Annotated in this window: 15 protein-coding genes and 1 pseudogene; 7 read left to right on the top strand and 9 right to left on the bottom strand. The window is 73.1% G+C overall.

The window, feature by feature from the left end; translation table 11 throughout:
* Positions 1–88: 88 nt before the first annotated feature.
* Entirely contained in the window at positions 89–625 is a 537-nt protein-coding gene (locus ACH4TL_RS25040; RefSeq protein WP_398319248.1) for an SH3 domain-containing protein, read from the top strand.
* A gap of 94 nt (positions 626–719) precedes the next feature.
* On the opposite strand, the gene ACH4TL_RS25035 is transcribed toward ACH4TL_RS25040, so the two are convergent.
* The 3 genes and pseudogenes from ACH4TL_RS25035 to ACH4TL_RS25025 form a co-directional block, all read right to left on the bottom strand.
* Positions 720–2399: a transporter gene (locus ACH4TL_RS25035; protein WP_398319251.1), complete on the bottom strand. Its 1680-nt coding sequence runs from the start codon at positions 2397–2399 to the stop codon at positions 720–722.
* Positions 2396–3157, bottom strand: coding sequence for an ABC transporter ATP-binding protein (locus ACH4TL_RS25030; protein WP_398319713.1), 762 nt, complete (start codon positions 3155–3157; stop codon positions 2396–2398). The genes ACH4TL_RS25035 and ACH4TL_RS25030 overlap by 4 nt, the downstream gene beginning before the upstream one ends.
* Before the next feature lie 343 nt (positions 3158–3500).
* Positions 3501–4139: pseudogene (locus tag ACH4TL_RS25025) on the bottom strand (bifunctional DNA primase/polymerase); the annotation flags it as partial.
* Positions 4140–4498: 359 nt separating this feature from the next.
* On the opposite strand from ACH4TL_RS25025, the gene ACH4TL_RS25020 reads away from it, so the two are divergent.
* Both ACH4TL_RS25020 and ACH4TL_RS25015 read left to right on the top strand, forming a co-directional pair.
* A complete protein-coding gene (locus ACH4TL_RS25020) occupies positions 4499–5890 on the top strand; it encodes a transcriptional regulator (protein ID WP_398319254.1) in 1392 nt (463 codons plus the stop codon).
* 302 nt (positions 5891–6192) lie between these two features.
* On the top strand, positions 6193–8103 hold the full coding sequence (locus ACH4TL_RS25015; RefSeq protein WP_398319257.1) for a hypothetical protein: 1911 nt from the start codon (positions 6193–6195) through the stop codon (positions 8101–8103).
* A gap of 43 nt (positions 8104–8146) precedes the next feature.
* Here the strand turns inward: ACH4TL_RS25015 and ACH4TL_RS25010 are convergent, their stop codons facing one another.
* The gene (locus ACH4TL_RS25010) at positions 8147–9469 is read right to left on the bottom strand and encodes an ABC transporter substrate-binding protein (RefSeq protein ID WP_398319260.1); all 1323 of its coding nucleotides are present in this window, start codon (positions 9467–9469) and stop codon (positions 8147–8149) included.
* Between the two features lie 171 nt (positions 9470–9640).
* Here ACH4TL_RS25010 and ACH4TL_RS25005 point away from each other — a divergent pair, with 171 nt between their 5' ends.
* Positions 9641–10087 (top strand): hypothetical protein, encoded by a 447-nt coding sequence (locus tag ACH4TL_RS25005; protein WP_398319263.1) that lies wholly within the window; start codon positions 9641–9643, stop codon positions 10085–10087.
* A 76-nt stretch (positions 10088–10163) separates the two neighbouring features.
* Positions 10164–11033, top strand: coding sequence for a formyltetrahydrofolate deformylase (purU, locus tag ACH4TL_RS25000; protein WP_398319266.1), 870 nt, complete (start codon positions 10164–10166; stop codon positions 11031–11033).
* 21 nt (positions 11034–11054) lie between these two features.
* Here purU and ACH4TL_RS24995 read toward each other — a convergent pair whose 3' ends face one another.
* Together ACH4TL_RS24995 and ACH4TL_RS24990 are read right to left on the bottom strand one after the other, a co-directional pair.
* A complete protein-coding gene (locus ACH4TL_RS24995; protein ID WP_398319269.1) occupies positions 11055–12548 on the bottom strand; it encodes a maleylpyruvate isomerase N-terminal domain-containing protein in 1494 nt (497 codons plus the stop codon).
* Positions 12545–13117, bottom strand: coding sequence for a sigma-70 family RNA polymerase sigma factor (locus ACH4TL_RS24990; protein WP_398319272.1), 573 nt, complete (start codon positions 13115–13117; stop codon positions 12545–12547). Before ACH4TL_RS24990 ends, ACH4TL_RS24995 begins: the two co-directional genes overlap by 4 nt.
* Positions 13118–13425: 308 nt before the next feature.
* Between ACH4TL_RS24990 and ACH4TL_RS24985 the strand changes: the two genes are divergently transcribed.
* Entirely contained in the window at positions 13426–13803 is a 378-nt protein-coding gene (locus tag ACH4TL_RS24985; protein WP_398319275.1) for an STAS domain-containing protein, read from the top strand.
* 453 nt (positions 13804–14256) lie between these two features.
* On the opposite strand, the gene ACH4TL_RS24980 is transcribed toward ACH4TL_RS24985, so the two are convergent.
* From ACH4TL_RS24980 to ACH4TL_RS24970, 3 genes are all read right to left on the bottom strand, one after another.
* A complete protein-coding gene (locus ACH4TL_RS24980) occupies positions 14257–15429 on the bottom strand; it encodes a sensor histidine kinase (RefSeq protein WP_398319278.1) in 1173 nt (390 codons plus the stop codon).
* A gap of 32 nt (positions 15430–15461) precedes the next feature.
* Positions 15462–16130, bottom strand: a complete 669-nt coding sequence (locus tag ACH4TL_RS24975; protein ID WP_398319281.1) for a response regulator — start codon at positions 16128–16130, stop codon at positions 15462–15464.
* 480 nt (positions 16131–16610) lie between these two features.
* Positions 16611–18086: a tetratricopeptide repeat protein gene (locus ACH4TL_RS24970; RefSeq protein WP_398319284.1), complete on the bottom strand. Its 1476-nt coding sequence runs from the start codon at positions 18084–18086 to the stop codon at positions 16611–16613.
* Between the two features lie 79 nt (positions 18087–18165).
* On the opposite strand from ACH4TL_RS24970, the gene ACH4TL_RS24965 reads away from it, so the two are divergent.
* The gene (locus ACH4TL_RS24965; RefSeq protein ID WP_398319287.1) at positions 18166–19506 is read left to right on the top strand and encodes an alpha/beta fold hydrolase; all 1341 of its coding nucleotides are present in this window, start codon (positions 18166–18168) and stop codon (positions 19504–19506) included.
* The last annotated feature ends 180 nt before the right edge of the window (positions 19507–19686 follow it).

The raw sequence follows: 19686 nt of genomic DNA, 5'->3' as shown, positions 1-19686 counted from the left end.
TGACGGCCTGAGCGCGAGTGTGTGGAAGTAGCGGGGCGATGGGGAGGGCGGGGTGCGGGCCCGGTGGATCCCGCCACGGAGGGGGTGGATGGCCGGATCGGGCCCGGTCGCGGCGCGGACGAAGATATTCCCATGCGGAATTCAACCTTCGCGGCGTCAATGGCGTCTACTGGTACGGCGCTTGTGGATTGGCGGCTGCTACCCTCAGCCACGCGCCATCACGCATTACCACCAGAACGTCAAGAAATCACTGATCTCGGGGGGAGATCGCGTGAAGCTCAAACATAAAGCCTCGATGGTCATGCTCTCGGCGGTGCTCATGCTGGGCGGCACGGTCGCGATGGCACCCACGGCATCCGCCGTGGGCTCTTCGGCATGCCGGTTCAATTCGCCGGATGTCAATTTCAAGGTGGCGACCAGTGGTGCCAGATTCCGCACCGGACCGGGAAACAAGTACCGCGTGAAGGGGACGCTGTACCGGGGAGACTCCTTCCGGTACTTCTGCCGCACCGGGGGGCTGGGCGGATTCATGAAGAGCTGGTCCTACGGAAAGATCCTCAAGCGGACGACCTCGGGCATCAAGCCCGGGACCAGGGGCTGGGTCTACAGCAAGTATCTGGACTAGCGGGAAACGGCGCGGGAGCGGGACCTGACCAGTCCCGCTCCCGCGCCACACGTCCGCGCCCCGGATTTCCGGGCTCAACCCCGGCCTCCCGGGCTCAGCCCTTGGTCACCGCCGCCAGGATCTCCGGCAGCCGCCGCACCGTCCGCGGCGCGGCCACCCGCAGCCCCGCCTCGGCGATGGCGGCGCCGTACACCACGCCCAGCGGCAGCAGCACCCACAGCAGGTCGTGCGCCCCGCTGGTGTGCAGCCAGATCGTCAGGCCCAGCAGCGGCGCGCACAGCAGGGCGCCCGCGATCATGCCACCGAAGATGCCCATCAAGGCGAGCCCCGCCTGCCCCGGCGCCACGTTCTTGGCGCTCTCCTGCGGGATGGAGTACGGGACCAGCGCCGACGCCAGCGCCCCGGTCGCCATCATCCCGCCGAGCAGGCCGAACGCGAGCCCGAGCGCTTCCGGGACGGCGGCCAGGTCGTGCAGGAAGGCGGCCGAGCCCACCACCGCCAGGAGCACGTACGGCACTCCGGCCAGCGCGATCGCGAACGCCCGTCCGCGCAGCTCCAGATAGGCGTCCCGGGGAGAGGCGATCGTCTGCGCGACCATCCAGAAGGCGGAGGAGTCCTGCCCGAACTGGTTGTTCATCTGCATGCCGAGCATCCCGGTGGCCCAGCACGCCCAGTAGACGCTGCCGTTGCCCTGGACGGAGGTGATGAACGGCAGCAGCAGGCCGACCCCCAGCGAGCTGACCCAGCTGGCCTTGGTCTTGGGGTCCCGCACCGCGTACCGCAGCGTGCGCTGCATGGCGGTACCGCTGCGCCCCGCGGGCAGCAGCCGCGCGAACGGGCCGCCCGCGCCGGCGGACGCGTCCGCGTCCTTGCCGCCCCGCCGCGGCTTCTCCGGCTGGATCGTGGAGCTGTCCGGCGTGGTCATCAGGTGGGTGAGGCTGCGCGACCACCACCACATCAGCAGCGCCAGCGCGACCGCGCTCAGGGCGAACTGGGCGGCGGCGGGCCCGTACGAGCCCTCGCTCACGCCCTGTACGGCGTCGACGGCCGACGCGGGCGGCACCCAGCGCAGGACGTCCGCGGCGGGCCGCAGCACGCCCAGCCCGCCCGCGCCGGACAGCTTCTGCATCCCCAGGTTCACGAACTGCGCGCCGATCGCCACGAACAGACCGCTCAGCAGCGCCAGATCGCGGCCCTTGCGGCTGCTCAGCAGCCGGGTGTTGGCGGTCGCGACGGCCCGCGCCAGCGCCACGCACGTCAGCACGGTCAGCACCCCGGCGAGGACGGCCGCGACCGCGGCCGCCGCCCCGTGCGCGACGGCGATCAGCGAACCCGCCACCAGGGTCAGAGTGAACAGCGGGCCCACGCCGATCAGCGAGGACACCAGCAGCGCGCTGATCAGCGGCCGGGGCCGCAGCGGCAGCATCACCAGCCGGGTGGGGTCCAGGGTCTCGTCACCGCTGGGGAAGAACAGCGGCATCACCGCCCAGCCCAGCGCGAGCACCGCGGTGAGCACGGTGACCAGCGCGTCCGCGCCGTCGTTGCCGCGCAGCAGCACCAGGCCGAGCAGCTGGAGGGCGGCGAAGAGCACGGTGAGGACGAGCGAGGTGATGTACGCGGCGCGGCGGCCGGCGGACTGCCGCAGCCCGTTGCGCATCAGCGACAGCTTCAGCTGGACGAAGACGGGCAGCAGCGAGCCGGTGGGGACCGCCGGGGGAGCGGGCGCCGCGGTGTCGAGCGGGCCCTTGGCGTCGAGCGGGCCGGTGAGCGTCATCGGGCGCCGCCGCCGAGCCAGTCGAGGTTGTCGCCGCCGGAGCCCTGGCCGCGGGCGCCCACCAGCTCCAGGAACGCGTCCTGGAGGGACGCCGCGTCGCCGCGTACGTCCGCGAGCGCGCCCTGCGCCCGGATCTTGCCGCGCGCCATCACCGCGACCCAGTCGCACAGCGACTCCACCAGCTCCATCACATGGCTGGAGAAGACGACCGTCGCACCGGAGCGGGTGTAGCGCTCCAGCACGCCGCGGATGGTCTGCGCGGAGACCGGGTCGACGCCCTCGAAGGGCTCGTCGAGGAAGAGGACTTCCGGGTTGTGGAGCAGCGCGGCGGCCAGGCCGATCTTCTTCCGCATACCGGTCGAGTAGTCCACGACCAGTTTGTTCTGCGCACCGGCCAGGTCCAGGACGTCCAGCAGCTGGGTCGCGCGCTTGTCGACCTCGTCGCCGGGCAGCCCGCGCAGCCGCCCGGTGTACGCGAGGAGTTCGCGCCCGGACAGCCGCTCGAACAGCCGCAGCCCCTCCGGCAGCACCCCGATCCGCGCCTTGACCTCGGCCGGGTCCTGCCAGACGTCGTACCCGCCGATCTCGACCGTGCCGGAGTCGGGGCGCAGCAACCCGGTGATCATCGAGAGGGTCGTGGTCTTGCCCGCGCCGTTGGGGCCGACGAGCCCGATGAACTGCCCGGCGGGCAGTTCGAGATCGATGCCCTGGACCGCGATCTGCTCCCCGTACCGCTTCCACAGACCCCGCACCTGCACGGCGGGCCGCTGCTGCGCGGCGGCGGGCTCGGTCGGCGCCTCGGCGGGTGCGTGTACGTCTGCGTCTGCGTGTGCGTCCGGCACTGAAATCCCCGTCTCCCAACGTCAGGCTGGTCCGGGGACTGGTCGCTGGTCGTGCGGTCGTGTCCCCGTCCGCGTCCACGATACGGGGGGCCTCCGGCGGCGCCCAGGTGTGTCAGGCGCGCCCTGGCGCGTCGGCGGCGGCCCGGGAGGACCGGGGGTCGCGGCCGCGCGGCTCGCGGCCCCGGGTCTCGCGGGCGAGGGTTTCGCGGACGCGGGTCTCCCGGCCACCGCTTTCGCGGGCGCGGGTCTCCCGTCCCCCGGTTTCGCGGCCGCACGCGTAGGCGAGCGTGCTCACCAGCTCCTCGGCGTCCGGTAGCCAGCGGTTGGCGGCGGTCGGCCGCCGGACCCACTGGGTCGGGCCGTGGCGTCCGACCCGGGTCGGGGGCGCGACCGCGTAGTCCCCGTCGCCGCGTGCCGCCAGGTCGACCGAGGCCGGTGGCCAGCCCAGGTTCCGCAGCAGGTCCGGGATCTTCGCGGCGGCGCCGGGGAGCACGAAGAAGAGCATCCGGCGGTCCGGGGTGGACGTGACCGGGCCGAGGTCGACGTTGCGGCGCTCCATCCGGGCCAGCGCCAGGCAGCCCGCCGACTCCGGTACGTCCAGGGCGTCGAAGGTGCGGCCGGTCGGCAGCAGGATCGAAGCGCCGGGGGCGCGCGCCCACATCCGCCGGACCACCACCGGGCTGCCGGTCGCCTGGTTCACCCAGTCCGGGGCGGTCGGATGGGCGCCGGGGGCCGGGCAGTCGGCCTGTCCGCAGGAGCAGCACTGAAGCCCGTTCACGGTGTTCAGCCAGGCGCCCGCGAGCACGTCCCAGTGCCGTTCCTCGGCGTAGCGCACCGCGGCGTCGAGCAGTCGTTCGCCCCGCTGCTCCGGAATCTGTGGTGTTCCTGTCACGTCCATGGTCTCCTCCACGACCAAGACAACTTCCGCGGTCAGCAAGGGTTACGGGCGGGTTCGCCGCGGGGATCACGGCCGTGAGCACGACCGCGCCCCGGGCGCGCGCGTACGGCATGGCGGGGCGCATGGGTGCATGACCGGGGGCGCGTATGGGGTTCCGGCTGTGTAAGCGGGTAGCCACCATGCGTGACAGGCGTACGAGGGCGTTTTGGCGCGGCCGTACGCACGTACGTGAACCAAGCGGTCTATGTGGTCAATACGGGCAAGTTCCGCATTCGCCGTATACCCGCGATACCCGCGGGGAACTGATCAACAGGGACGGCATCCGCCGAGAACGCACAGCAGTCACTGGGGGTAAAACCATGGCCGCTAGGCCGCTTGTGGCGCGACAGCCGAACGAACGGCTGCAGGCGCTCATTCAGGAAGCCGCGTGCTCCAATGCCGGTTTGGCCCGCAGGGTCAACATGTGCGGTGCCGAGCACGGTCTCGATCTGCGCTACGACAAGACGTCGGTCGCCCGGTGGCTGCGCGGTCAGCAGCCCCGGGGCCGCGCCCCGGGCATCATCGCCGAGGCGCTCGGCCGCAAGCTCGGTCGTACGGTCACGATCGACGAGATCGGCATGGCCAACGGCAAGAACCTGGCGTCGGGCGTGGGGCTCCAGTTCTCGCCGACCGTCCTCGGCGCCATAGAGCAGGTCTGCGAGTTGTGGCGCAGCGACGTCGGCCGCCGCGACTTCCTGACCGGCTCGACGGTCGCCGCCTCGGCGCTGGTCGAGCCCAGCCGCGACTGGCTGATCACCGGCGCTGACGCGCAGGTCGCGCGCACCGCCGGGGCCCGGGTCGGCCGCTCCGACGTCGCCGCGGTGCGGGCCACCACGGACGCCCTGGTCGAACTGGATCACCGGTACGGCAGCGGCCATGTGCGCCCCGTCGTCGTCCACTACCTCAACAGCGTGGTCTCCGGGCTGCTCGCCGGGTCCTACCGGGAGTCGGTCGGGCGCGAACTGTTCGCGTCGGTCGCCCGCTTGACGGAGCTGGCCGGGTACATGGCGATCGACACCGGCCAGTCCGGGCTCGCCCAGCGCTACTACATCCAGGCGCTGCGGCTCGCCCAGGCCGCCGGGGACCGGGGCTACGGCGGCTATGTGCTGGCCGCCAGCATGAGCCATCTCGCCGCCCAGCTCGGCAACCCCCGGGAGATCGCGCAGCTCGCCAAGGCCGCGCAGGAGGGTTCGCGCGGTCAGGTGCCGCCGCGCGCCGAGTCGATGTTCCTGGCCGCCGAGGCGCGCGGGCACGCGCTGATGGGGGACGCCACGGCCTGCCAGCACGCGTCCGGGCGCGCGCAGGACGCGATGGAGCGGGCGCTGGGCAGCGGCGGGCCGTCCGGCGACGAACCGCCGTGGATCCAGCACTTCGATAACGCCTATCTCGCCGACGAACTGGCCCACTGCCACCGCGACCTGGGCCAGGCCGAGCCCGCCCGGCGGCGCGCCGAAGAGGCCCTGGCGGGCCATCCGGAGGGCCGGGTGCGCCGCCGCGCGATCGGGCTGCTGCTGCTGGCCACGGCGCACGTCCAGGGGCGCGAGGTGGAGCAGGCGTGCCATGTCGGCGGCCAGGCGGTGGACCTCCTCCAGACGCTGCGCTCCAACCGGGGCGCGGAGTACCTGGACGACTTCCAGCAGCGGTTGGAGCCGTACCGGGACGAGCCGGTGGTGCGGGAGTTCGGGGCGCGGCTGGAGGTGCGGGCGGCCTGAGCCGAGGTCACTGGCGCCTGCGGCGGGCCTTCCCCACCCCGCCCCTTCCCGAAGCCGGGGGCTCCGCCCCCGGCCCCCGGCTGGGGCGCAGCCCCAGACCCCCGCGGGGGCGTGGCTGGAGGTGCGGGCGGCCTGGTGACGTCTCCGGTGACGCCGCTGGTGACGCGCCTGAAGCCGCCCTCGCCGCCGCTGTCGCCGGGCCGGGGCCGGTGACCAGTCTCTCCCTCCGGCGGGCTCATACCCCCGCGGGTAACCGGTAGCGTGACCCGACGATTCGGTAATCGCTTCTTCAAGGAGACCCGGTGACGCAGAGCGGACAGGGGAACGAGCCGCAGCTTCCTGCGGTCCGTGAGGGCGTTGTGCTGCCCGCTCAGGGCGGCCAGTGGCCCTCGGACCCCTCGGAGCCTTCGGCACCCGCCGAGCCCTCGGCGCCCTCGGGGCAGCAGCACGGCGCCCCGGCCGGTGGGCAGGCGTGGGGCCAGCCCTGGGGGCCCCAGGACGCGCCGCAGGGGCCACCCCCGCAGGGCGCGGGCCCGCTGCCGCCGGAGGGAGCGCCGTACGGTCAGCCGGATCAGTCCTTCGGCCCGCCGCCGCAGGCCCCGGGCCAGTCGTTCGGGGCTCCGGAGCAGCCGTACGGGGCTCCGGAGCAGCCGTACGGAGCGCCGCAGGGTCCGGAGCAGGCGTACGGGCAGCAGCAGCCGGAGCAGTCGTTCGGCCCGCCGCCGCAGGGTCCGCAGCAGGCGTTCGGGGCGCCGCAGGGCTGGGCGTCGCAACAGCCTCTGCCGCCACAGCAGTCGCCGCAGCCGCACCAGCCGCCCGCGTACCAGCAGCCGCCCGCGTACGGGCAACCGCAGCAGCCCCCTGCGTACCAGGAGCCCCCACAGCCGCAGCCGCCCGCGTACGGGCAGCCGCTGCCGGACAGACAGCCGCAGCCGCAGCCGTACGCCGGTGCCGCCGACGAGACGCAGATGCTGCCGCCGCAGCCCGCAGGAGACGCGGACGCCACGCAGATGCTGCCGCCGACCGTGGGGGACGCGGACGCGACCCAGTACATACCCCCCGTACCCGGCGGCCCCGCTGCCACCGGGCAGCCGCCGCAGCCGTCCGCCAGCGCGCCGCTGCCGCCGGAGAACCGGCCCGCCAAGGCCGAGGCGCCCGGCGAGTCCACGACCCAGCTGCGCACCGTGCGCCCCGGCCGGGGCGCACACCGCGGCGGCGGGCAGAAGTCTGCCCCAGCGGGGGCCGCCGAGGAGACCGCCGTCCTGCCGGCCCCGGTCCCGGCCGCCCAGCCGCCGCAGACCGCCGCCCCGTCCCGGCGCGGTCGGCAGCAGCAGCAACAGCAGCAGCCGCCGAAGCCGACCGCCTCCCCCTTCGCGATCCGTCCGGGCCGTCCCGGCGACCGGCCGCCGCCCTCCGAGTTCGACGGGCTGTTCCGGGCCGACGGCGGCGGCGCGGGCGCCGCCGGTGCCCAATCCCCCGGCGAGACGCAGCAGCTGCCGCAGTTCAACGCCCCGACCCCGGCCCCTTCCTCGTCGGACGGGGGCGGCGGGCACGGTGGCCACGGGCGCGGCGGCCGCCGTCGCCGGATGTCGCCCGCGGTGCTCATCGGCATCGTGGTCGCGGGCTGCGGGATCGCCGGGCTCGCCGCCGGGGCCGCGCTCAGCGCGGGCGGCGACGACGAGAAGAAGGACGACAACACGACGCTGGGCAGCACGGAGCCGAGCGCCGGTGAGGACGAGCCGAGCAAGACGGCCGATCCCGCGGAGCCGCAGGCGAAGGCGCTGGACGCGTTGCTCAAGGACAGCAACAACAGCCGGTCGGCGGTGATCAACGCCGTGAACAACATCAAGTCCTGCAAGGCGCTGCCCAAGGCCGCCTCGGACCTGCGGACGGCCGCCCGGCAGCGCAGCGAGTTGGTGACCCGGCTGGGCAAGCTGTCGCTGGACAAGCTGCCGAACCACACCGAGCTGACCGCGTCGCTGACCAAGGCGTGGAAGTCCTCAGCGCAGGCCGACAACCAGTACGCGGCGTGGGCCGGGCAGGTCGGCGGCAAGAAGGGCTGTCACAAGGGCCAGGCCCGCCGGACCGGTCGGGTCGGGGCGGCCGAGCGGGCCAGCGGCGAGGCGACCACGGCCAAGCGGAAGGCGGCCGAGCTGTGGAACCCGCTCGCCGGGAAGTACGGCCTCACCAAGCACGAGGCCACCCAGCTCTGACGGCCACGGCTCAGGCGAACAGGCGGATCAGGCGGCCCCGGGCTCAGTCCCGGGGGCCGTACCGCTCCAGCGTCTTCGCCACGTCGACGAACCCCTTGCGCACCGCGACCAGCCGCCCGTCGCGCACCACCTGGTAGGTGACGTCGGGGTTCACGATCCGCGGGTAGTCCGGCACGTTCAGCGGGTCGTCGTATCCCCAGCGCAGCGTGGGCGTCAGCCCGCCCGTGTCCACCTTGTGGCCGTGGTCCAGCGCGTTGCGCACGGTGCGCGCGCTGATGCCGTCGGGGTTCAGGGACATCAGGACGGAACGCAGCGCGGTGTACGCGATCCAGGTGGTCTGCGTTCCGGCGTCGTCGGGGTCGATCCGGTTGTCGTCGAACGCGTACGTGTTGATGACCTTCTTCATGGGATCCCACCGCGGGTCGTCCGGGGCCGGGTACCAGCTCGTGGCGTACGTCCCCTCCAGCGGGCTGCTCTTGCCGCCCGTGCTGTCGACGAGGGACTGCCGGACGCTGCCCGTGATGGACGCGATCCGCACCTTCGGATGGTCCTCCTGGACGCGCCGGAAGGAGTCGAAGAAGGTGCCGGTGCGGTTGCCGAGCGCGGCGGTGACGCAGGAGTCGTCCAGCTCGGCGCCCGCGGCGGCGGTGCCCAGGGACTTGTCGGCGCCGACGTCCTCCAGGGCGGTGGTGGCCTGCGAGCTGTAGTCGGCGGCGCCCTCGGGGGCGCGTATGTCGTGGGCGGGCTTGCGGCCCGCCGCCCTGAGACCGGCGTCGAGGAGTTCGGGGAGTTCGTCGCCCGCGATGGTGTCGGGGCGTACCAGCGAGACGCGGTCGCAGCGGGAGCCCAGCTGGCGGCCGTTGCCCGCGAGCAGCGTGGCCTGGCCGCCGTTGACGGGGTAGGAGTACGGGCTGTTGAACTCCTCCTGGGTCAGCCCGTAGCCGCCGATGTACGGGATGCCCGCGACCTCCAGCGGGGAGGTGAAGGAGCGTCCGTGCTGGCTGTACGAGCCGACGACGGCGACGGCCTTCGCCCTGCCCGCCTGCTGGGCGCAGCGCGCGGCCTGCACGGAGTCGTTGCGCTCGTTGCAGGTGATCACCTTGAGCTTGCGGCCGTGGATGCCGCCGCTGGCGTTGACCCAGCGGGCGTACGCCTGCGCCATGGCGGGCATTCCCGGCATATTGGTCGCCTTGGTGCCCTCGGGGGCCCATGTCATCACGACGATGGGCTTGTTGCCGTCGGACCCCTGCGCCATTCCCGGCAGCGAGCCGCAGCCGGTGAGCGAGGTGGTGCCGACCGCGGTGCACAGTGCGGCGACGGTGGCTGTTCGGAGGGTGCGGGGGGAAGGGCGTCGCCGTCCGGTCATGGCATGGGAGCCTGGTGCTCCGGGCGGAACACATGCGCTATGCCGGGGAACGAGAGGGTATCGGGAAGGTGAACACCGGGGGGTTATGCGCCCCTCTGTGTGAAGAACGTACGATCGGTCACTGTGCAAGGTTCAGAGAAGTCTTCCCGTCGCGGCCATCGCTCGACCACCATGGGTGGTATGCCTGTCAACGACATGCCGTGGTGGCGCTGGCGTACCAATGTGCGCTCGGGGCTGCACATGCTCTCCGACCCCGTCTTCCAGCAGGAGTGCTGGCTGGCCGGGCAGCCCGGATACGGCGATGTGACCGATGCCGTCTACCGACTGGTCGAGGACACCTGGCTGGACAACTGGTCCGCCGAGAAGTACGTCGGGACGATCTTCCGCGACTCCCAGGAGGCGGCGCTCGTCGACGTCGCCGTGCTGCGGGTGCTGAGGATCCTCCACCAGGTCGGCGCGGACGCCCCGGTCTCGGCGTACCTCGAACACCACGGCTGGCCGGAGGCGATGCGGGCGGCCCGCGACGCCCATGTGCGGCTGGCCACCAACGACGGCGAGGACCCGGACGTGCCGCCGCGCACCCTGGAAGTGCTGGCGATCATGACGCAGGTGGCATAGGCCGCCGGAGGCGTTCCGGCTGGTCACGACGGCGGCGGTCCTGAGGAGTGCCGCGGGTGTGCGACGCTATGGAGTCATGAGCGAGTCGCATTCCGTTCCCGACCAGTACATCCTCACGCTGTCCTGCCCGGACAAGCAGGGCATCGTGCACGCCGTGTCGAGTTACCTCTTCATGACCGGCTGCAACATCGAGGACAGCCAGCAGTTCGGGGACCGCGACACGGGACTCTTCTTCATGCGGGTGCACTTCCGCGCCGTCTCCCCGGTGAAGGTGGAGGGCCTGCGGGCGAGCTTCGCCGCGGTCGGGGACTCCTTCGGGATGGACTGGCAGATCCACCGGGCGGACCAGAAGATGCGCATCGTGCTGATGGTCAGCAAGTTCGGGCACTGCCTGAACGACCTGCTGTTCCGCTCCCGGATCGGCGCGCTCCCGGTGGAGATCGCCGCGGTGGTCTCCAACCACACCGACTTCGCGGAGCTGGTGGGCTCGTACGGGATTCCGTTCCGGCACATCCCGGTGACCAAGGACACCAAGGCGCAGGCCGAGGCGGAGCTGCTGGAGCTGGTGCGCGCGGAGAACGTCGAGCTGGTGGTGCTGGCCCGCTACATGCAGGTGCTCTCGGACGACCTGTGCAAGGAGCTGTCCGGCCGGATCATCAACATCCACCATTCCTTCCTCCCGAGCTTCAAGGGCGCCAAGCCGTACCACCAGGCGCATGCGCGCGGCGTGAAGCTGATCGGTGCGACGGCGCACTATGTGACGGCCGACCTGGACGAGGGCCCGATCATCGAGCAGGAGGTCGAGCGCGTCGGCCACGAGGTGACCCCGGACCAGCTGGTCGCGGTCGGCCGCGACGTGGAGTGCCAGGCGCTGGCGCGTGCGGTGAAGTGGCACAGCGAGCGCCGCGTGCTGCTGAACGGCCACCGGACGGTCGTCTTCGGCTGAGTCCCGTTCTCGCTGTCGCGTCTACAGCCGCGACAGCGAGGCCGTCGCGAACAGCACGTCGCGGATCGCCTCCACGTCCCCCAGCTGCCCCACCGCCGCCTCCTGCGGCGGCACATGCCCGGCGGCCAGCTGGTAGAACGCCTCCGGATCCAGTGCGATGTGCGCCACCGCCTCCTCCGCCGTGCCCACGGCGGCCGGTGAGTCCAGCGGGATGTACCAGTTGCCGCCGCCGATGCCCTCGACCTCCAGATGGAGCGTACGGCCCGGGGCACCCGCCTCGACCAGACGGCGCGGCGGGGCGGCGAGCCCGGCCCGGCGCCGCTCGGCCAGCGCGTCGGGCAGCAGCCGGGCACACAGGTCGATCATGGCCTTGAGGTGGGCGGACGCGGGGAGTTCATACGGGTAGTCGACGGCCTCGGCGATGTCCCCGGCGTGCACCCAGCACTCGAAGGCGCGGTCCAGGAACGCGTCGCGCACCGGCAGCGTGAAGTCCCCGAACGGGACGGAGAGATCCGACGCCCCGCGCCCGGCGAACGACACCGTACGCACCAGCGCGTGCCCCTGCTCCCGCCACGACTCCCGCAGCGCGGTGGACGGCCCGGTGCCGCCCGCGGCGTCGGGCTCCGTGCGCCAGTACGCCTCCGTACGGGCCGCGAGCGAACCCGTCGCGCCCTCGCCGAGCGGATCGGCCAGCCCGAGGGAGGCCGCGACGACGCCGTCCACCACCATCAGATGCCCGATCACCCCGGCGACGGTGGTGTCCCGGCTGGTGAGCCGCTGCCCGTCGAACCACTTGAGCCGCACCGGAGCGCGCCATTCGGCCTCGCCCATGTCCCGCAGCAGCGCGTCCAGCCGGGCGGCCTCCGCGTCGTACGCGGCGGCCCACCCGGGCACCGGTATCCGCGCCGGGCGGCGGCCGAGACACCCGGCCAGCACCCGGGAGCGCAGCAGCGGGTCGAGGTCGAGGCTGTGCTCGGCGTGCAACAGCCCCACGGCCTCGCGCAGCCGCAGCGCCTCCTCGGCGCAGGAGGGGCAGTGGTTGAGATGCCCCTCGACGGAGGCGGTCTCGTCCGGGGAGCAGGCGGTGAGCGCCCAGGCGCCGAGGAGCGACCGCAGGACGTCGTGGGAGGGCGGCCGTGAGGCGTCGGCGGGCCGGGGCAAGGAGGGCGCGCCGACCGAACTTTGGGACTCCTCTGAACTATCTACGTTTTCCGGACTATTCGGTACTTCCGGACCATTAACCCCTTCTGGGTCCGGACTTACCGCTTCCTCCAGCTCCTCCGGTTCGGGCAGCAGCGGCAAGGGGCCCGGCCACCCGCTGGTGTCCTCGGCGGCGGGCCGCGGTGTGGGGATACGGGGCGGCCCGGCCGGTTCGGGCGGAGTCCCCGACGTATCGCCGGGCCCGTCTCTGCCGTCGCCGAACCCGTCGCCCGAGCCCTCGCCGTGGCTGTCGCCGCGGCCGTACTCGGAGTAGTCGCCGGGGTCGTACCGCTCCGGGCCGCCCGCGCCGCTCACAGCGCCCGCCCGTAGCCGGGAGGCGCCATGGTGCGCGGCGGTGGGACGTAGGCGGTGGACAGCAGTTGGAGCCCGAGCCGCAGCCGGCGCCGGGCCTCGTCCTCGGTCACCCCCAGGGCGAGGGCGGCCTGGCGGTAGTCACGGCGGTCGAAGTAGGCCAGTTCCAGGGCGGCGCGCAGCGGGGCGGGCATCGAGGTGACGATGTAGTCGGCGCGGGCCGCGACGGAGGCGTCCCGGATGCGCTCCTCGACGGCGACCTCATCGCCCTCGCCGCCCTCCTCGGCGGTCGCCGACCGGAGCCGGTGCACCGCCTGGCGGTGGGCGAGCGTGGCGATCCAGGAGCGCAGGGAGCCCTGTTTGGGGTCGTACGCGTCCGGGTTCTCCCAGACGTAGGCGAAGACCTCGCGGGTGATCCGGTCGGCCGCGTCCTCGTCTTCCAGGACGCGATGGGCGAGATGGTGGACGAGGGAGGCGAAGCGGTCGTACAGCTCACCGAGCGCGGCGGCTTCGCCGCGCGCGAGCCGCTGCTGCATCCTGCGGTCCCAGCGGGGCGGTGCGTCGTTCGCCATGCGGCCCCCATCCCTTTTCGTCGGCCGGGTCTCCTGGCACTATGCCCACCTTCATATCGAATGTAGTGCCGGGGGCTGACACAACGCGCGTCCATGCGGCAAAGTGCGGCACAACGAGGCTGCGGATGGTATTGGGCCGGTCACGGTCCGCAGGACCGGCGCGACGAAACGCTTCGGCGGGGCATAGGCTCGGCACCATGGCGCGAGACGGGGGGAGTTTTATGCGGTGCCGGGCGGGCAGCCGCTTTGGAACAGCAAATTCCGGTTAGCTGCGAGCGAAGGGCTTCGAGCGCGTGACGTTGAAGGTGATGGAGGACGGACGGGGGGAGTGGGTCGTCCTGCAGGTCTCCGGTGAGATGGACCTGGTGACCTCGCCCGCTGTCCGGCAACACGTGCACGACGCGGTCGCCGAGGGCCGCCACTCACTGGTGCTCGACCTGTCCGAGGTCCGCTTCTGCGACTCCAGCGGCGTCGGCGTCCTGATCGCCGCCCGCCGGCTGATGCGGTCGTGCTCGGGCCGACTGCGGCTGATCCTCCCACCCCAGGACGCCGCCCACGGCTCCCATGTGCACCGGGTCCTCGCGGCCCTGGGCGTGCGCCGCTTGTTCGACGTGTATCCCAACTTGATGGTGGCGACGGAACCGGACGACGACGAACGGAACACCGCCGACTCCCTCTCGGCCTAGCCCACCACTTCTTCGCGTCCCGCCCGCGGTGCGGCGACCTCAACCTGACGGCCGCTCCGGCGCGGTGTCGGACGTCCCTCACGATGCCCGGGCCTGAGGTTGCGCCCGAGAGGCGCGCGGGGCCCGGCGGCGTCGGCCGCGCCAGCTCGCCGACCGTGCCAGCCCGGTGCCGTTTGTTTCCGCCCGCCGACCGTTCCGGCCCGGTGTCAGGCGTCCCAACCCGCTGTCCGCTTCCCGGCCCGGTGCTGGCCAGCCTGCCGACTTCCCAGCCCGGTGCGGCCCATCCGCCCTCGTGTCGGGCCCTCAGCCCCCGCCTTGGCCGTCCCGAACGCCGCCCGCCCCTGAGTCCGCGCCCGAACGGCGCCCGGGGGTCCGGGGCGGAGCCCCCGCAATCGGGGTCCGGGGCTGGCCCCGGTTCGGGAAGGGGCGGGGTGGGGAACAACCCCCGGTGCCCTACGGCCGGGGCGTCGGCACCTTGGGGAAGTCCGCCAGCACCACGAAGCCCCCCTCCTCCGTAGGCCCCGCCGTCAGCGTGCCGCCCAGCAGCGCCGCCCGCTCCCGCAGTCCCACCAGCCCGTGCCCGCCGCCCGGCAGACCCGGTGCCACCGCTGACGCGTCGGGCGGCCCGTTCCGGACCTCGACCCGCAGCCCCCGCCCCTCGGCGGCCGACTCCGTGACGCGTACGGTCACCCGCGCACCGGGCGCGTGCTTGCGCACGTTGGTCAACGCCTCCTGCACGATGCGGAACGCGGCCCGCTCCACCGCCTCCGGCTGCCCCGCCCGCCGCGCGTCGTCGGCTTCCTCGTACGCAACGTCCAGCGCGCTCAGCTCGATCAGCCGTGGCAGGTCCTCCAGCCGGGGCTGCGGGGTGAGCTGTTCGAGGTCGCCGCCCGCGGCCCGCAGGATGCCGACCATGTGGCGGAGTTCGTCCAGGGTCCGTACGGACAGCTCGCGGATCGTCCGCGCGCCCTCTCGCGCCCGCGCGTCCTCCGCGCTGATCTGGACGGCCCCGGCCTGGAGGCTGATCAGGCTGACCTGATGGGCGACGACGTCGTGCATCTCGCGGGCGAGCCGGGCGCGTTCGGTGCTCAGCACCTGCTCGGCGATCAGCTCGTCGGCGTGGCGGCGGCTGCGGGTCAGGTCGTCGAGGCGGGCGGCGAGTTCGCCGCGGGTGCGCACCAGCAGGCCCAGCGCGATGGGCCCGACGGAGGTGATGCACGCGTCGATGAGCGTGAGCGTGTTCTCCCGGTACGCGGTGGGCTCGAAGTCGGACACCGGCCACGGGATGAAGTGCGCGGCGGCCAGCAGCAGTGCGGAGACGCCGAGGAGCCGTGCGCCGGGACGGCGTTCGGCCACCGTATAGAGCGCGATCATCGGCGCGAACCAGATGTAGCCGATGAGGATGCCGGGCAGGGTGGCCAGGAAGACCGGCGCGGGGAAGCGGCGGCGCAGCAGCAGGGCGGCGGCCGCGACCAGGGAAGTGTTCAGCTCCAGGCCGAGGGTGACGCCGTTGACGAGCAGCGCGTCGGCCACGGCGAACACGACGGGGAACAGCAGCGGTCCCCACCGCCGCACCCACCCCGGCAGTCGCCGCCACCACCACAACGACCGCGGCGCAGACGGCAATGCCGACGGCAGCGACCTGGGAGGCGGCGGCCTCACCGCGGTCCGCCCGCCCCCGGGCGGCTGGTGATCAGCCCGGCCCGGTCGGCGAGGATGGCGGCCTGCACCCGGTTCAGCCCGCCCAGTTTGCCGAGCACGGCCCGCACATGGTCCTTGACGGTGCTGGGCGCGAGCCCCATGCGTTCAGCGATCTGCGGATTGGCAAGCCCCTCGCCCAGCAGCGCGAGCACTTCGCGTTCGCGCGGGGTGAGGGCGCCGACGGCGGTGGACGCGGTGGCCTCGGCCTCGGCGGCGAGGTAGCCGCCGATGACGGCCCCGGTGACGCCGGGATCGAGGACGCTGCCGCCCTGGGCGAGGGTGCGTACGGCGCGCACGAGCTGTTCCGGGTCGGTGTCCTTGAGGAGGAAACCGGCCGCCCCGGCGCGCAGCGCCGCGGTCAGGTATTCCTGGGCGTCGAAGGTGGTCAGCATGGCGACGGTGGGGGAGCGTGGCGCGGCCCGCAACTGGCCGAGCACGGTGAGCCCGTCGGCGTCGGGCATGCGGATGTCGAGGAGGACGACGTCGGCCTCGCTGCCGAGCACGGTCTCGACCGCGGTTCCGCCGGAACATTCGGCGACCACGTCGATGTCCGGGGCCGTGCCCAGGATCAGCCGCAGGCCGGATCGTACGAGCGCCTCGTCGTCGACCACCGCAACACGGATCACCGGCCGCTCCCTCCCTCAGCTGTCATGCGCATTGTCCGCACAGCCTGCCCCATCGGAGCACCAATATGGAGTGCTCTCCTCCGCCCTGTTGGGGGGATCACCCCTCCGATCGGCGGGGGGCGAGGGAAGACCAGGGACGGATGTCCGTGCCTCGGCGGCCGGGCAGAGTGGATCACATGCCGCACCACTCCGCGGGGTCCACCCGAACCCCCGCCCCCGCAACGCGTCTTACGGCCTCTCGGCGCGTCGTGACCGCCGTGGCCGAAAAGAGCCGCGGCTGGGGGCTGGAAGCGGGGCGTTACGGCGCCAGGCAGGCCGCCGCGACCCCCACACGCGGCGGCCTGTCCCCCCTTTGACCCGCCCGCCGTGCCGTGCCGACCGGCCCTCGCTGGGGGAGGACCGGCCCGTCGGGGCCTGACCAACCCCGAGCGGCCCCGGCCCGGCGGGCGCACCAACCGCGCCACATCCGTACGGCCGGTCTCAGCGCGCGCCCTCGATGGGCGGTTCGGCCGGGGCCGGGCCCAGCGTGGTGGTGCCCGGTGCGGCCCGGTGTCCCAGGCCCGTGCGGTACGCGTCCATCGCGGCCTCCAACCGTCCCTCGCGCCGCAGCAGATCGCCCAGCAGTCGGCACAGGTCGGCCAGGTCACCGGCGGCGCCGGTGCGTTCCAGCAGCGACAGCGCCGCGCAGTAGTGCTCCTCCGCACCCTCCGCGTCGCCGCGCTCGTCGGCTATCAGCCCGAGCAGCCGGTGCGCGCCGCCCGCGTGTACGGCGCCGCGCTCCGCGGTGAGTTCGACCGCGTCCTGCCCGGAAGCCCCGGCACCAGTGGCCTCCACCTCGGCTCCGGAAGAGCCCTCGGCGGAGCTCCCGGGGCCGCCGGATCTCGCCACCAGCGGCAGCAGCAGCGCCTCCGCTTCGGCGGTACGGCCGCGCCGCCGCAGCACGTCCGCGAGCTCCACCTCCACCTGCACCGTGAACAGCGCGGCCCGCTTGGACGCGAGCATGTCGCGGGCGATGCGCAGTTCGCTCTCCGCGCGCTCCAGGTCGCCGTCCTGCGCGTGGACGTAGCCGCGCATCCAGTGGCAGTGCGCCAGGTCGGTGCGCAGCCGCAGCTGTTCGTACAGCTCCTGCGCCTTGGCCAGCGAGGCGTCGGCCTCCGCGGTGCGGCCCTCCGCGATCAGGGTGCGGGCCACGCCGCGGTGCATCTGGGCGACGAGTTCCGGGTTGTCGACGCTGGGCGCGAGCGCGAGGGAGAGTTCGGCGGCGCGCACCGCACGGGCATGCGCCCCCATGTCCATGTACGGGGCTATCGAGGCGGTGTAGAGCAGCAGAAGGGCGTTCGGGTCGTGCAGCCCGGAGGCGTTCAGCTCGTCGATGGCGCTCTCCAGCAGGTAGCAGGAGTAGCGCAGTTCGCCCGCGAGCAGATGGGACACGGCGCGGCCGCGGAGCGCGGGCACGCGGCGCGGCAGCGGCTCATCGGCGAGCAGCTTCTCGGCGGCCTCGAAGTGGTCGCGGGCAGTGGTCAGTTCGCCGGTCTCCATGGCGCAGTCGCCGAGCCCCAGCAGGGCGGCGGCCCGCTCGTCGGGGAAGCCCAGCCGGTCTGCTTCGGCGCTCAGCGCGGCGAAGCGGGCGGCCGCGTCCTCGGTGTCGCCGGTGGCCAGCGTCTTCCGCGCGTCGGTGAGTCCGGCGCGCAGCCGGGTGGCGTCCTGCGGCGAACGGCCGGTGGCCAGCTCCTCGTAGGTGACGCCGAGCCGGTCGGCGAGGTGGCGCAGGGCGACCTCGGAGGGGCGGACCTTCCCGGACTCCAGCGTGGAGACGTACGCCGCGGTGTACGCCGGTTCGGCCAGCTGCCGCTGGGTGAACCCGCGTTCCGTACGCAGCCTGAGCACCCGGCGCCCGATCTCCGCCGTAGCCCCCGCCCCCGCCGCCCGACCGTCTCCGGCGCTCTTTTCGGCCACCGTGCCCTCTTCTCCCCGGCGGTAACTTAATCGCCGAGCTAAGTCCATTTATGTGAGGATTAACAAGATGCAGCAGGCGATGGATACAGCACCGGAGGGGCCGGGCGCCACGGCGACCGTCCGTCAGCCGGGACTGCTCCTCACCGACCACCATTTCGACGTACCGCTCGACCATAAGGCTCCCGGAGGCGAACAGATCCGGCTTTACGCCCGAGAGGTGGCAGCCGCGGGCCTGTCGGACGCCGAGCGCGAGCGGATGCCGTGGCTGCTCTACCTCCAGGGCGGGCCCGGGTTCGGCGCCGACCGCCCGGTGGGCCGCTCCGGCTGGCTCGACCGCGCGCTCGACGAATACCGGGTGCTCCTCCTCGACCAGCGCGGCACCGGCCGCTCCACGCCCGCCACCCGCCAGACCCTGCCGCTGCGCGGCACCCCCGAGCAGCAGGCCGACTACCTGGCCCACTTCCGCGCGGACTCCATCGTCCGCGACTGCGAGCTGATCCGGCCCCGGCTGGCCGGCGGCCGCCCCTGGACCGTGCTCGGCCAGAGCTTCGGCGGCTTCTGCGCGGTCAGCTACCTGTCGTACGCGCCCGAAGGGCTCGACACCGTGCTGCTCACCGGAGGGCTGCCCGGGCTCGACGTCGGCGCGGACGACGTGTACCGGGCCGCCTATCCGCGGATGGAACGCAAGACCCTGGCCCACTACGACCGTTACCCCGGCGACGCCGACACCGTCGCCCGTATCGTGCGCCACCTCGCCGCCCACGACGAGGTGCTGCCGGAGGGCACCCGGCTGACCCCCGAGGCGTTCCAGCAACTCGGCATCCTGCTCGGCGGCGGCGACGGATCGCACCGCCTCCACTACCTCCTGGAGGGCGCCTTCGTGGAGACGCCGTCCGGGCCGCGGCTCGCCGACGCGTTCGCCGAGCAGGTCGCCGCCGTGCTCTCGCGCGCCGGAAGCCCCCTGTACACCCTGCTGCACGAGCCCGTCTACGCCCAGGACGGCCGCGCCACCGCCTGGTCCGCGCACCGCGTACGGGACGAATTCCCGCGCTTCGACGCCGTACGGGCGGCCGCCGAGGACCGGCCCGTCCTGCTGACCGGGGAGACCGTCCACCCCTGGATGCTGGACACCCACGCCGCGCTGCGCCCGCTGCGCCGCACCGCCGAGCTGCTGGCCGAACGTACCGGCTGGGGCCCGCTGTACGACCCGGAACGGCTCGCCCGCAACACCGTCCCGGTGGCCGCCGCGATCTACCACGACGATCTGTACGTCGACACCGCCCACGCCCTGGCCACCGCCCGCGCGATCCGGGGGCTGCGCACCTGGGTGACGGACGAGTTCGAGCACGACGGGGTACGGGCGGGCGGCCGCCGCGTCATGGACCGGCTGCTGGCGCTGGCCCGGGACGAAGCGGTGTGAAGGCGTGCGGGGCGGGGGTGACGCGCAGTCACCCTTGCCCGGGGCGAGAGCGGACATAGGGCCCGATGGTCTATTTCTTTAGCGATTCCCCTAGTTCCCATTGCTCGCGACTTCCTTTGGCCTTAGGTTGAGCCGCGAATTAATCGTGTTTAACAGGCCGCTTACGGAGTAGACGTCGGG

It is taken from the genome of Streptomyces sp. NPDC021115 (genome assembly GCF_044333065.1).
Lineage (GTDB): Bacteria > Actinomycetota > Actinomycetes > Streptomycetales > Streptomycetaceae > Streptomyces.
This window is presented reverse-complemented; position numbering and strand designations above follow the sequence as displayed.

Coding starts and splice junctions, on each gene's coding strand:
- ACH4TL_RS25040 (WP_398319248.1), top strand. CDS start 89: ATGGCCGGATCGGGCCCGGTCGCGGCGCGGACGAAGATATTCCCATGC.
- ACH4TL_RS25035 (WP_398319251.1), bottom strand. CDS start 2,399: ATGACGCTCACCGGCCCGCTCGACGCCAAGGGCCCGCTCGACACCGCG.
- ACH4TL_RS25020 (WP_398319254.1), top strand. CDS start 4,499: ATGGCCGCTAGGCCGCTTGTGGCGCGACAGCCGAACGAACGGCTGCAG.
- ACH4TL_RS25010 (WP_398319260.1), bottom strand. CDS start 9,469: ATGACCGGACGGCGACGCCCTTCCCCCCGCACCCTCCGAACAGCCACC.
- ACH4TL_RS25005 (WP_398319263.1), top strand. CDS start 9,641: ATGGGTGGTATGCCTGTCAACGACATGCCGTGGTGGCGCTGGCGTACC.
- purU (WP_398319266.1), top strand. CDS start 10,164: ATGAGCGAGTCGCATTCCGTTCCCGACCAGTACATCCTCACGCTGTCC.
- ACH4TL_RS24990 (WP_398319272.1), bottom strand. CDS start 13,117: ATGGCGAACGACGCACCGCCCCGCTGGGACCGCAGGATGCAGCAGCGG.
- ACH4TL_RS24985 (WP_398319275.1), top strand. CDS start 13,426: ATGGAGGACGGACGGGGGGAGTGGGTCGTCCTGCAGGTCTCCGGTGAG.
- ACH4TL_RS24965 (WP_398319287.1), top strand. CDS start 18,166: ATGGATACAGCACCGGAGGGGCCGGGCGCCACGGCGACCGTCCGTCAG.